At 46.1% G+C, this 12,436-nt stretch carries 12 protein-coding genes; 8 read left to right on the top strand and 4 right to left on the bottom strand.

Features of this window, described 5'->3' with window-relative positions:
- Position 1 precedes the first annotated feature (1 nt).
- Positions 2 to 1,183 carry an O-succinylhomoserine (thiol)-lyase gene (locus tag AC3CHU_RS01160; RefSeq protein ID WP_029224093.1) on the bottom strand — a complete coding sequence of 394 codons (1,182 nt, stop codon included), beginning with the start codon at positions 1,181 to 1,183 and terminating at the stop codon, positions 2 to 4.
- A 208-nt stretch (positions 1,184 to 1,391) separates the two neighbouring features.
- Here AC3CHU_RS01160 and metJ point away from each other — a divergent pair, with 208 nt between their 5' ends.
- The gene (gene metJ, locus AC3CHU_RS01155; RefSeq protein WP_004729686.1) at positions 1,392 to 1,712 is read left to right on the top strand and encodes a met regulon transcriptional regulator MetJ; all 321 of its coding nucleotides are present in this window, start codon (positions 1,392 to 1,394) and stop codon (positions 1,710 to 1,712) included.
- Positions 1,713 to 1,911: 199 nt separating this feature from the next.
- Here the strand turns inward: metJ and AC3CHU_RS01150 are convergent, their stop codons facing one another.
- Together AC3CHU_RS01150 and rpmE are read right to left on the bottom strand one after the other, a co-directional pair.
- Positions 1,912 to 3,201 (bottom strand): malic enzyme-like NAD(P)-binding protein, encoded by a 1,290-nt coding sequence (locus tag AC3CHU_RS01150; RefSeq protein ID WP_054548226.1) that lies wholly within the window; start codon positions 3,199 to 3,201, stop codon positions 1,912 to 1,914.
- 332 nt (positions 3,202 to 3,533) lie between these two features.
- A complete protein-coding gene (gene rpmE, locus AC3CHU_RS01145) occupies positions 3,534 to 3,752 on the bottom strand; it encodes a 50S ribosomal protein L31 (protein ID WP_004729688.1) in 219 nt (72 codons plus the stop codon).
- A gap of 332 nt (positions 3,753 to 4,084) precedes the next feature.
- Between rpmE and priA the strand changes: the two genes are divergently transcribed.
- From priA to rraA, 7 genes are all read left to right on the top strand, one after another.
- On the top strand, positions 4,085 to 6,286 hold the full coding sequence (gene priA, locus AC3CHU_RS01140) for a primosomal protein N' (RefSeq protein ID WP_054548227.1): 2,202 nt from the start codon (positions 4,085 to 4,087) through the stop codon (positions 6,284 to 6,286).
- Between the two features lie 240 nt (positions 6,287 to 6,526).
- A complete protein-coding gene (gene cytR / locus AC3CHU_RS01135) occupies positions 6,527 to 7,531 on the top strand; it encodes a DNA-binding transcriptional regulator CytR (RefSeq protein WP_488524956.1) in 1,005 nt (334 codons plus the stop codon).
- 122 nt (positions 7,532 to 7,653) lie between these two features.
- A complete protein-coding gene (gene ftsN, locus AC3CHU_RS01130; RefSeq protein ID WP_065207417.1) occupies positions 7,654 to 8,187 on the top strand; it encodes a cell division protein FtsN in 534 nt (177 codons plus the stop codon).
- 215 nt (positions 8,188 to 8,402) lie between these two features.
- Positions 8,403 to 8,951, top strand: a complete 549-nt coding sequence (gene hslV / locus AC3CHU_RS01125; protein WP_004729692.1) for an ATP-dependent protease subunit HslV — start codon at positions 8,403 to 8,405, stop codon at positions 8,949 to 8,951.
- A gap of 58 nt (positions 8,952 to 9,009) precedes the next feature.
- Complete coding sequence (gene hslU / locus AC3CHU_RS01120) at positions 9,010 to 10,350, top strand: ATP-dependent protease ATPase subunit HslU (protein WP_171316653.1); 1,341 nt, start codon at positions 9,010 to 9,012, stop codon at positions 10,348 to 10,350.
- 155 nt (positions 10,351 to 10,505) lie between these two features.
- Positions 10,506 to 11,423 (top strand): 1,4-dihydroxy-2-naphthoate polyprenyltransferase, encoded by a 918-nt coding sequence (locus AC3CHU_RS01115; protein ID WP_479278376.1) that lies wholly within the window; start codon positions 10,506 to 10,508, stop codon positions 11,421 to 11,423.
- Positions 11,424 to 11,496: 73 nt separating this feature from the next.
- On the top strand, positions 11,497 to 12,012 hold the full coding sequence (gene rraA, locus AC3CHU_RS01110) for a ribonuclease E activity regulator RraA (RefSeq protein WP_102569462.1): 516 nt from the start codon (positions 11,497 to 11,499) through the stop codon (positions 12,010 to 12,012).
- A 112-nt stretch (positions 12,013 to 12,124) separates the two neighbouring features.
- Here rraA and zapB read toward each other — a convergent pair whose 3' ends face one another.
- On the bottom strand, positions 12,125 to 12,367 hold the full coding sequence (gene zapB / locus AC3CHU_RS01105) for a cell division protein ZapB (RefSeq protein WP_004729696.1): 243 nt from the start codon (positions 12,365 to 12,367) through the stop codon (positions 12,125 to 12,127).
- Positions 12,368 to 12,436: the final 69 nt, after the last annotated feature.

Genomic DNA, 12,436 nt, shown 5'->3' with positions numbered 1-12,436 from the left:
ATTAAGCCTCCCCTTCAGCAATAAAGCGTTGTGTTTTTTCAAACGCTTGCTTGAGATCGTCGATTAGGTCTTCCGCATCTTCAAGGCCAACAGAAAGGCGCAGTAATTGTTGAGAAACACCCGCTTCTGCCAATGCTTCTTCGCCCATCGCACGGTGAGTCATCGACGCAGGGTGACAAATCAGGCTTTCAACACCACCCAGTGATTCAGCCAAAGAAAATAACTCTAACTTATCTACAAAATATTTAAGTGCTTCAAAAGAGCCCGCAAACTCAAAGCTCAACATGGAACCAAAGCCCAACTGCTGTTTCTTCGCGATCTCGTGACCTGGGTGTTCAGGAAGGCTTGGGTGGTAAATAGTGCCCACCAGATCTTGTTGTTGCAGCGCCGTCAGAATTTCACGTGAACTCTCTTCGTGAACACGCATACGCGCACCTAGCGTACGAATACCACGTAGAGTCATGTAACTATCAAATGGTGTGCCGGTCGCACCAATACAGTTGCCCCACCATGCAAGCTCTTCAGCGTGCTCTTCAGTTTTCGTCACTACAACGCCACCAATAACATCTGAGTGTCCGTTGATGTATTTGGTGGTTGAGTGGATAACAAAATCAGCACCCAGCTCTAAAGGCTTTTGGAACACAGGCGTCAAAAACGTGTTATCGACAGCAACCAGAGCACCTACCTCTTTCGCTTTACGGCAAGTCTCTGCAATATCAACCACACGAACCAACGGGTTCGATGGCGTTTCTATTAAGATCAACTTTGGCTTGAGCGCGATCGCCGCATCCAACGCTGCTTGATCCGATTGATCAACGAACAAAACCTTGAAGTCACCTTTTAACGAGCGGGTATTAAACAGGCGGTAAGTACCACCGTAGCAGTCGTGTGGTGCGATAATAAGATCATCACCGCCTAAGAAAGCGGATACCCACAAGTTAAGTGCCGAAGTGCCGCAGTTAGTCACCACTGCACCTTTGCCAGATTCAAGCTCAAACAATGCCGTTTCTAATAAACCACGATTTGGGTTACCAGAACGGGTGTAATCGTACTTTGGCACTTCACCAAAAGCGGGAAACCCATAGTTAGTCGAAAGATAAATGGGTGGGACAACGGCATGGTGTTGCGTGTCTGACTCGATACCAGTACGTACTGCGATTGTTGCTGGCTTCCGGCTGCTCATAGGTGCTTCCTTACAAGTTTTGCGTCTGAGAATCACAGCGGCTTGTCGGCATTCTGCGGCTGTGTTAGATATATGTTATTCACTTTACTTTCATAAATGTGAGACGTCAACACTTCTGGACGTCTATATGTCTTTGCTTATGGCGGTAAATCCCGCTAAAATCACCACTATTAATTTATTCTAACAACTAAAGTGATGAAGGTACGCAATGGCCGACTGGAATGGTGAATACATAAGCCCATATGCTGAGCATGGAAAGAAAAGCGAACAAGTAAAAAAAATTACAGTTTCTATCCCTCTAAAAGTGTTAAAGGTTCTTACTGACGAGCGCACTCGCCGCCAGATTAATAACCTACGCCATGCAACAAACAGTGAGCTACTGTGCGAAGCCTTTCTACATGCGTACACAGGCCAACCACTGCCAACGGATGAAGATCTCCGTAAAGACCGTCCAGACGACATCCCGACTGAAGTGAAAAAGCTGATGACAGAGATGGGTATCGAATTCGAAGCGTTTGACGAAGAATAAAAACAACTCAGTCACTGCCTTCAATATTGATTCGCTATAGCTGAACCTTATTTGTCGCATCACCCACTACGTTACCGGTAGCTGCTCAGTGAATGATAGACATAAAAAAACCGACTCCTATGAGTCGGTTTTTTATTATTCTTTTTCGCTCAATAGAGCAACCGCTATTAAGCTATTAAGCTATTAAGCCATTAAGCCATTAAGCCATATAGTTAGCAGGCATCTCAATACGAGCTACGCCAGATTCAACGGCCGCTACTGCAACCGCTTTTGCTACGCGAGGAAGTAGACGTGGGTCCATTGGCTTAGGAATGATGTAGCCTTTACCAAACTCCAGTGCAGTCTCACCTGCAGCAGCGAGTACTTCAGCCGGAACTTCTTCTTTCGCTAGTTCACGAATCGCTTTAACCGCAGCCAGCTTCATCTCATCATTGATTTCGCTCGCACGTACATCAAGCGCACCACGGAAAATGAATGGGAAACAAAGTACGTTGTTTACTTGGTTCGGGTAATCGCTACGGCCTGTACCCATGATAAGGTCAGAACGAACTTCATGAGCAAGCTCTGGCTTGATCTCTGGATCTGGGTTTGAACATGCAAACACAACTGGCTTATCAGCCATCAGCGTAAGTGCTTTAGCTGGTAACAGATTAGGACCAGATACGCCCAAGAACAAGTCAGCGCCTTCGATAACATCTTCAAGCGTGCGCTTGTCCGTGTTATTTGCGAATAGCGCTTTGTATTCATTCAGGTCTTCACGACGAGTGTGGATTACACCTTTACGGTCAAGCATGTAAATCTTCTCACGCTGAGCGCCACACTTGATCAGCAGTTCCATACAAGCAACCGCCGCTGCGCCAGCACCTAAACAAACGATCTTACACTCTTCAAGCTTCTTACCTTGAAGCTCAATCGCGTTCAGCATACCTGCAGCCGTTACAATCGCTGTACCGTGTTGGTCATCGTGAAAAACAGGGACATCACAACGCTCAATCAGGCGACGCTCAATCTCAAAACAGTCAGGTGCTTTGATGTCTTCTAGGTTAATACCGCCGAATGTATCTGCGATATTCGCAACCGTATCAACGAACTCATCGATTGTGCGGTGTTTCACTTCAATATCGATAGAATCTAAACCAGCAAAACGCTTAAACAGTAGCGCTTTACCTTCCATAACAGGTTTAGAAGCAATAGGGCCAAGGTTACCTAGACCAAGAATCGCTGTACCGTTAGAGATAACTGCAACCATGTTGCCTTTACCTGTGTACTTATAAACGTTATCAACGTTCTGTGCGATCTCGCGAACAGGCTCAGCCACGCCTGGGCTGTATGCAAGTGCTAGGTCTTCTGCAGAGTTTGCAGGCTTCGTCAGTGCTACGGCTATTTTGCCTGGAATTGGGAACTCATGGTAATCAAGAGCTTGCTGACGGAATTGTTCTTGAGGCGATAACGCTTGAGAGGATTGATCTTGGCGGCTGTCTTCAGACATAGGTGTAGGTTCCTAGGATATTATTATTTGGGGGATCTTGTTCATGTTAATAGATGTACTTCAAAGTTCCTAGGTGGTTAAAGCCTCTGTCTCATTAAAAAACGAGATTTCACTACTAATAAGACCAGTGAGCAGTTGAAATTACTGTCGCTTGTTGAACTTTCGAGCGGATTTCGAGAATGGAGTATTGGGTGTAAGTTATGAAACAAAACTCAAGCGGTTTGCCTGTCGTTTTCGAGAAGTTGATGGTTGAATATGATTCAGCATTTTCTTAAATTTCAGGCAACAAAAAAGGACACCGAAGTGTCCTTTTTATGTCTAAATAGCGAGAATTACTTCTTGCTAGAAAGAGCACCGAAACGCTTGTTGAAGCGATCAACACGGCCGCCAGTATCTACGATACGTTGCTTACCAGTGTAGAATGGGTGACATTTGTCACATACGTCTAGGTGGATAGATTCTTTTGCAAGCGTTGAGTTGAACTCAAATGTGTTGCCGCAAGAACAAGTTGCAGAAACTGCTTTGTATTCTGGGTGGATACCAGTTTTCATGGGATAACCTCAAGTAGGCCGTGTCGCTATACGATTCTAAGCCGTACACCACACGTAGTTAAAAAATAAAATAAAGACACCGCTGCATCACTAAACTGCGATAAAGCCATACCTTTAAGGCGCAGTATAGTAATGAATCTATAAGGCAGGATCAACTGATTTGATACATTTTTCACCAATAGCCTCTTTTATTTCCTTTGTCGGCCTGAGATTTCGGGCTCTCGTTATCTTCCTGCGTTAACTCGATACTCTCATCCAAACTGCTCCTCGAATTTAACGCCCTTATCCATTAGACTGTTCGCTCTCGTCAACTCAGATAAAGCTGTCCCTTTATGCGTCCAATGATTGCCCGCGTGGCACTGCCTGTTCCACTAGACAAGCAGTTCGATTACAAGATTCCTAACCACCTATTCCCGATTATTGGTGGACGAGTCTCTGTGCCTTTTGGACGACAAACCTTAACAGGTATTGTTACAGCTCTGGTTAACGAATCTGAATTCGATCTAGACAAGCTCAAGCCCATTAAAGCCTTATTAGACAACCAACCTGTTTGGCCAGAATCGGTCTACTCACTCTTGGTATGGTGCAGCCAGTTCTATCAGTATCCACTGGGTGAAACCTTGGCTAATGCTCTACCAAGCGCTTTACGAAAAGGCAAAGCTGCCGACTTCGCAACGCTTGTCGAGTGGCAATTGACCCCATCAGGCAGAGATCAACTGATGCAAGGCTTTGGTCGTGCGGTTAAGCAAGCCAAAGTGATGCACATGCTTGAACACGGCCCTGTTCCTCATCAAGAGTTCATTGACGAGGAAGTAGGCAGCGCGGTGCTTAAGACTTTGGAAGAGAAAGGTTGGATTGAGTCGGTAGAGAAAAAGCCAAAGCGCCAGCCGTGGCCCGTTGAACTTGAAAACGAACAAGACAAGCCGAAGCTCAATGCTGAACAAGCGATCGCGATTGCGACAGTAAATAGCCAAACCGATTTTAGTTGCTTCTTGCTAGAGGGGGTTACCGGCTCAGGTAAAACCGAAGTCTACCTCAATATGATCAAGCCGATTCTCGAGCAAGGTAAACAAGCATTAGTCTTGGTACCGGAAATAGGCCTCACTCCACAAACGATTAATCGCTTTAAGCGTCGTTTTAATGTGCCTGTTGAGGTGATTCACTCTGGGTTAAACGATTCTGAACGATTGAATGCTTGGTTATCAGCACGTGACAAAATAGCGGGCATTGTGATTGGTACGCGCTCGGCTCTGTTCACGCCGTTCGCTGATCTGGGAATTATCATTGTCGATGAAGAGCACGACGCCTCTTATAAGCAGCAAGATAGCCTACGCTACCACGCTCGTGATGTCGCGATCATGCGTGCTCATAAAGCACAGATTCCGGTTGTGTTAGGCTCGGCGACTCCGGCCTTTGAAACGCTGCACAACGCTCAGATCGGTAAATACAGTTACCTCACCCTGACCTCACGTGCGGGTGTCGCGCTGCCGACCACCAATAAAGTGTTGGATGTGAAGGGTGAATATCTAGAAAGTGGCTTGTCTGCTTCTTTGATTGCTGAAATGCAAAGACACCTCAAAGCGGGCAACCAAGTGATGTTGTTTCTCAACCGCCGTGGGTTCTCTCCCGCATTGATGTGTCACGATTGTGGTTGGACAGCGGAATGTAAGCGTTGTGATGCCTACTACACCTATCACCAATACAGCAATGAGATGCGCTGTCACCACTGTGGTTCTCAGCAGCATATCGTGCACAATTGCCAAGGCTGTGGTTCAGCGAACTTAGTGACGGTGGGTGTAGGTACCGAACAGTTAGAGGCTCAACTTGGTCAGCTATTCCCTGAATACAAAACCATTCGTATTGACCGAGACAGCACCCGCCGCAAAGGCAGCTTAGAAAGCGCGCTAGAGTCGATTCGTAAAGGTGAATACCAAATTCTTATCGGTACACAGATGCTTGCTAAAGGTCACCACTTTCCTGACGTGACACTTGTGGCGTTATTGGATGTGGACGCCTCTTTATATAGTAGTGACTTCCGCGCCTCTGAACGGTTGGCGCAACTGTTTACTCAAGTCGCTGGTCGAGCAGGCCGTGCCAGTAAGCCGGGTGAGGTTATCTTACAAACTCACCATCCAGAGCATGGGTTGCTGCAAGCACTACTCCACAAAGACTATAACCACTTTGCCCAAACTGCATTGGCCGAGCGTAAACAAGCGATGCTGCCACCTTACACCTTTATGACTCTGTTTAGAGCGGAAGCCAATGACACACGTTTGGTGGAAGAGTTCTTGCGTCAGGTTCGTCATACATTAGAATCGCACCCCTTGTTTGACCAATATTGCATGGTTTTAGGCCCCACCCCAGCGCCACTGGCCAAGCGAGCGGGTAAATCACGCTGGCAGTTGATTCTACAAACTCAGACTCGTTCGTTAATGCAGAAGTTATTAATGAGTGCGAAGCCGGCAATTAATATGTTACCTGCTGCAAAAAAAGTCCGTTGGTCACTCGATATTGAGCCGCAAGATTTAAGCTAAACCTACTTGGGTTAAAACTAATGATAAGTTTGTTCACAAATATTTCATATTTCTCGTGAGCAACCTCACACTAGTCATGTGATTTTTGTTAATCTAGCCGTAACTTTACACGGATGAAACGAATAAAATATTGCAATAAAAAAAGTGTTAGCAACACTTTCATAATATCTATCCGATTGTATTAATTATTCACGCCTTAAATGCTTAGGCGACAAAGGAACTTAAAAGAGGGTTTAATTTATGGCGACAATGAAGGATGTTGCCCAGCTAGCAGGCGTCTCAACGGCAACGGTATCACGTGCATTGATGAGCCCTGAAAAAGTCTCGGTTTCTACTCGTAAACGAGTTGAGACAGCAGTACTTGAAGCTGGATACTCACCCAATACATTAGCTAGAAATTTACGTCGCAACGAATCAAAAACCATCATCACTATCGTTCCTGATATCTGTGACCCTTACTTCGCCGAAATCATTCGTGGTATCGAAGATGCCGCTGTAGAGAATGACTACCTCGTTCTACTGGGTGACAGTGGTCAACAAAAGAAGCGTGAGTCTTCATTTGTTAACTTGGTCTTCACAAAACAAGCAGACGGTATGCTACTGCTTGGCACTGATCATCCGTTTGATGTCAGTAAGCCTGAGCAAAAGAACTTACCGCCAATGGTTATGGCGTGTGAATTCGCACCTGAGCTTGAACTGCCAACGGTTCACATCGACAACCTAACCTCTGCATTTGAAGCTGTGAATTACCTCGCTCAATTAGGTCATAAGCGCATCGCTCAGATCTCTGGGCCAACGACTGCAACCCTATGTAAGTTCCGTCAACAAGGCTACCAACAAGCATTGCGCCGCGCTGGAGTATCAATGAACCCAGCTTACAGCACGGTGGGCGATTTCACCTTTGAAGCTGGTGCGCAAGCGGTTCGTCAATTACTAGCACTTCCTGAACAACCTACAGCGATCTTCTGTCATAACGATGCGATGGCGATTGGTGCGATTCAAGAAGCGAAGAAGCTAGATTTACGTGTTCCTCAAGACCTATCGATTGTTGGCTTTGATGACATCCAATTCGCTCAATACTGCGATCCACCACTAACCACTATTTCTCAGCCTCGTTATGAGATTGGACGCCAAGCGATGTTGATGATGCTTGACCTATTGAAGGGCAACGATGTGCAAGCAGGTTCGCGTCTGCTTGAAGCTAAATTAGTCGTTAGAGGCAGCACCGCACCACCTCGAATGTAACCCTCAGAAATACCCTTATAAATCTGCGGCACATTTTGATGTGCCGCTTCCATTTCTGCACTATTATCCTCGCGCAATCTGGATTACCATGAGGACAGAATCAGCAACTATTGAATTGTCTTGTGGCTAATAGAGATTATGTAAAGCGCGGTCGTGGCACGAAAAAACCGACCAAGAAACAAGCCCCTCGCCGTAAACCTTGGCGCAGTGGTCTTTTGGCGATCCTCCTTGCCGGTGGTTTTGGTTATGGACTTTACTTATTGAGTAATGATCCTGAGCCGCCAACTCCAGTGGTAACCAAACCAAAACCTAAGCCAAAACCAGCGAAAGTGATTCCACCGCCTCCTGAAGAGAAGTGGGACTACGTTGAAACGCTGCCAAGCCGCGAGATTGAAGTTAAAGCCAAAGAACAAGAGATCTCTAAGATCCCTTACGTGATGCAGTGTGGCGCTTACAAAACGTCAGCACAGGCAGAAACGCGCAAGTTAGATATTGCGTTCCAAGGTATCTCGAGTGAAATCCGTAAAAAAGACGGCAGTAGCTGGTACCGTGTGGTTCTAGGGCCATACAAATTGAAGCGAGATGCAGAGCGAGATCGCCATAAGCTGCAACGGGCGAAAATCGAACCTTGCGCTATTTGGAAAGACACCGATTAGATTTAGCGATAGTCGCAGCCTTAATCTTAGCAAAAGCCAAACACCGAAAGCCTCCCATTGTGGAGGTTTTCTTTTATTTACTCCCTTTAGTCAGTTTTCCTTACAACTTCCGCCGATAAGTTGCGCGACATCACTCGCCCTTCCTTGAATTATCCGAGCACCATCCTCATATACTTTTTATACCCAAAGATAAGAAATATTAAGAGGCCCTACTCGTGACTACCATTGTATCTGTACGTCGTAATAATAAAGTCGTCATCGCGGGTGATGGACAAGTATCTCTAGGCAATACTGTAATGAAGGGCAATGCCCGTAAAGTACGTCGCCTATACAACAACAAAGTACTGGCTGGTTTTGCTGGCGGTACGGCAGATGCTTTCACGCTATTCGAAAAATTTGAAAGCAAGCTGCAAATGCACCAAGGCCACCTAACCAAAGCTGCCGTTGAGCTGGCGAAGGATTGGCGTAGCGACCGTGCTCTACGTAAATTAGAAGCACTGCTAGCAGTCGCGGATGAAACCGCTTCGCTGATCATTACTGGTAACGGTGACGTCGTTCAACCAGAGAACGACCTGATTGCGATCGGTTCGGGCGGTAACTTCGCTCAAGCAGCAGCGACTGCACTATTAGAAAATACTGATTTAGATGCGCGTGAAATCGCAGAAAAGTCGCTGAACATAGCTGGCGATATCTGTGTATTCACCAACCATCACCACACTATTGAAGAACTAGAAAGCACCGTTGAGCTGCCAAAGCCAGAGTAACGACCGCTTCCATCAATAACGTTGTATTCAACAGTGATTAAAGAATTAAGGAAAAACCATGTCTGAGATGACTCCTCGCGAAATTGTTCACGAACTCAATCGCCACATTATCGGCCAAGACAACGCTAAGCGTTCAGTGGCTATCGCTCTACGTAACCGCTGGCGTCGTATGCAGCTTGAAGAAAGCCTGCGTGTTGAAGTTTCGCCAAAAAACATCCTGATGATTGGCCCAACGGGTGTGGGTAAAACTGAAATTGCTCGCCGTCTAGCGAAACTCGCTAATGCGCCGTTCATCAAGGTAGAAGCGACTAAGTTCACCGAAGTTGGCTACGTTGGTAAAGAAGTTGAGACCATCATCCGTGATCTAACGGACGTTGCGATCAAGATGACGCACCAACAAGCGATGGAAAAAGTACAGTACCGCGCTGAAGAACAAGCTGAAGAACGCATTCTTGATGCCCTTCTACCACCAGCACGTGATGCTTGGGGTCAGAACGAGCAATCAACGGAAGACACCACCTCTTCAAACACGCGTCAGATTTTCCGCAAGAAACTGCGCGAAGGTAAGCTAGACGACAAAGAGATCGAAGTCGATGTAGCCGCACCGCAAATGGGCGTTGAAATCATGTCACCTCCTGGTATGGAAGAGATGACCAACCAGCTGCAAGGCATGTTCCAAAACCTAGCGGGCGACACCAAGAAAAAGCGTAAGATGAAAATCAAAGACGCATTCAAAGCACTGACGGAAGAAGAAGCTGCGAAGCTTGTGAACCAAGAAGAGCTAAAAGAGAGCGCGATCTTCAACGCTGAAAACAACGGCATCGTATTCATCGATGAGATCGACAAAATCTGTAAGCGTGGCGACAGCTCAGGCCCAGACGTATCTCGTGAAGGTGTTCAGCGCGACCTACTGCCTCTAATTGAAGGCAGCACAGTATCAACGAAGCACGGCATGGTTAAAACTGACCACATCTTGTTTATCACATCAGGTGCTTTCCAAGTGGCTAAGCCATCTGACCTGATCCCTGAACTGCAAGGTCGCCTACCAATCCGCGTAGAACTTGAAGCACTATCAGCACATGACTTCAAACGTATTCTTACTGAACCAAAGGCGTCACTGACAGAACAGTACATTGCCCTGATGAAAACAGAAGATGTTGACATTGAGTTCACTGAAGATGGCATCAACCAAATTGCAGACGCAGCATGGCGTGTGAACGAAACTACTGAAAACATCGGTGCGCGTCGTCTACACACCGTCATGGAGCGCCTAATGGATGAAATTTCATTTGACGCAACAGACCGAGCAGGCAGTAAATTGCTGATTGATGAAGCTTATGTAATATCTAAGCTTGGCGAGCTCGTGGAAGACGAAGACCTAAGTCGCTTCATCCTGTAGCACACAAAACTCCAACTTATTGCTCTATCTCAAAGAAATAGCAGCTAATAAGCGAATTCAAGGCCCACTTTCGAGTGGGCTTTTTATTACCCGAAAAATGGGCGTATACTCAAATCACAGTTTGAAACGAAGACTTACAAAGAAATAGACCTACGATGAAACAATCTCTACTGATTTGGCTTGATGCCGCACGACCAAAAACTCTGCCTCTCGCACTCGTCTCTATTCTTACAGGAAGTAGTTTAGCGTTCGCCAGCGGTCAGTTTTCTCTATCAATAGCCCTACTGGCTTTTTTAACTGCCACCTTATTACAAATTTTATCGAACCTAGCCAATGACTATGGTGACGCAGTAAAGGGCACAGACAACGAAAACCGTCTGGGGCCAACACGCGCAATGCAATCCGGCGCGGTGACCGCGAAAACCATGAAGCAAGCGATCATCCTCAACATCGTGTTTACCATGCTCGCTGGGCTGATTCTTATTTTTCATGCCTTAACCTCGATTGAAAGCATCTTATCTTTCATCGCGTTAGGCGTATTAGCCATAATGGCTGCCATCGCTTACACCGTGGGCAATAAACCTTATGGTTATATTGGCCTTGGCGACTTATCGGTATTTATCTTCTTCGGTTTGTTAGGCGTTTCAGGCACATACTTCCTACACACTGGTCATGTTGAACCAAGCCTATTTCTTCCGGCCTTAGGCTGTGGATTAATGGCGGTTGCGGTACTCAATATCAACAACATGCGTGATATAGAGAACGACAGCGAATGTGGTAAGCGCACCATGGCGGTTCGCCTAGGGCAACGCAAAGCCAAACACTATCATTTTGCACTGCTTGGGCTCGCCCTTGCTTCTTTCGCTATCTACCTACTGATTCAAGAAAAACCGGTCTGGATCAGCCTGCCGTTTTTATTGAGCATTGTTATTGTTTATAAACATGGCAAGGCCGTTTGGGAAACCGAAAAACCAGCGCAGATTGCACCAATGATGCCAGTGATTGTGAAATGCTCACTGGTCACTAACCTATTGTTTGCAGGGGTTGTCGTAGCTCAAACTCTATTGAGTTAAATGAGACTAATCATTGCAAAGGGATCAAGCACCGATATACTCAAAGTAAGCTCATTGTTCAAAAGGTATACTAATGGAATACAACACTTCAGCACTGTGCGACATATATTTGGATCAAGTTGATGTCGTGGAGCCCATGTTCAGCAACTTCGGTGGACGTGCATCCTTCGCAGGACAGATCACGACATTAAAGTGTTTTGAAGACAATGCTTTGATTCGCTCTGTACTCGAGCAAGACGGTCTGGGACGAGTGTTGTTAATCGATGGTGGCGGCTCACTACGCAAAGCGCTGATCGATGCTGAGATTGCCCTACTTGCCGAAGACAATGAGTGGGAAGGTATTGTGGTTTACGGCTGCGTTCGTGAAGTCGATGAGCTAGAAGACATGAACATTGGTATTCAGGCTTTGGCTTCTATCCCTGTTGGTGCGAGCCAAGAAGGTGTCGGCGAATTGGACGTACCGGTCAACTTTGGCAGCGTAACCTTCTTACCGGAAGATTACCTCTACGCTGACAACACCGGCATTATTCTTTCGGCAGAGCCTTTAGATGTAGAACTTGATCTGGATGTTGAAGAAGAGGTCGAGTAACTCTCACTCAGCTTCAAATAATAAAACAAACCATAAGAACACGAAGCATAAGAACACAAACAAAAACGCCCGCTACTCAGTAGCGGGCGTTTTTTTTAATCTGAAGAGTCAATTACTCTACGTCATCCATTTTACCAAGAAGGTTACGGATGCGATCTTGCCACGCTGAATGTTCTTCCTGCATTTGCTGAGTTTTTTGCTCTAGCTCGTGACGGCTTTCTTTAAGCTCACCAGCTTCTGTTGCTAGTGCTTGTTTCTCTTCTTTAAGCTCTTCCACTTCCATTTGAAGAAGTGCAATTGTATCTACTGCTGTTTGAATTTTTGCTTCTAGCTGCTCTAGTACTTCAAAAGACATTCTGGCCTACCTTTAAGTTATCCGTTTGATGGTGAAGGTCTACTCCACTTATTTCCCCATTCTACTCAG

The sequence above is a fragment of the Vibrio sp. QJM3NY_39 genome (assembly GCF_057785895.1).
Note: the sequence above shows the minus strand (reverse complement) of the source record. Positions and strands in the feature narration are given on the sequence as shown.

Excerpts from the sequence above, each read along its gene's own strand:
- AC3CHU_RS01150 (WP_054548226.1), bottom strand. The coding sequence starts at position 3,201 with ATGTCTGAAGACAGCCGCCAAGATCAATCCTCTCAAGCGTTATCGCCT.
- priA (WP_054548227.1), top strand. The coding sequence starts at position 4,085 with ATGCGTCCAATGATTGCCCGCGTGGCACTGCCTGTTCCACTAGACAAG.
- hslU (WP_171316653.1), top strand. The coding sequence starts at position 9,010 with ATGTCTGAGATGACTCCTCGCGAAATTGTTCACGAACTCAATCGCCAC.
- rpmE (WP_004729688.1), bottom strand. The coding sequence starts at position 3,752 with ATGAAAACTGGTATCCACCCAGAATACAAAGCAGTTTCTGCAACTTGT.
- cytR (WP_488524956.1), top strand. The coding sequence starts at position 6,527 with ATGGCGACAATGAAGGATGTTGCCCAGCTAGCAGGCGTCTCAACGGCA.
- zapB (WP_004729696.1), bottom strand. The coding sequence starts at position 12,367 with ATGTCTTTTGAAGTACTAGAGCAGCTAGAAGCAAAAATTCAAACAGCA.
- AC3CHU_RS01160 (WP_029224093.1), bottom strand. The coding sequence starts at position 1,183 with ATGAGCAGCCGGAAGCCAGCAACAATCGCAGTACGTACTGGTATCGAG.
- AC3CHU_RS01115 (WP_479278376.1), top strand. The coding sequence starts at position 10,506 with ATGAAACAATCTCTACTGATTTGGCTTGATGCCGCACGACCAAAAACT.
- rraA (WP_102569462.1), top strand. The coding sequence starts at position 11,497 with ATGGAATACAACACTTCAGCACTGTGCGACATATATTTGGATCAAGTT.
- metJ (WP_004729686.1), top strand. The coding sequence starts at position 1,392 with ATGGCCGACTGGAATGGTGAATACATAAGCCCATATGCTGAGCATGGA.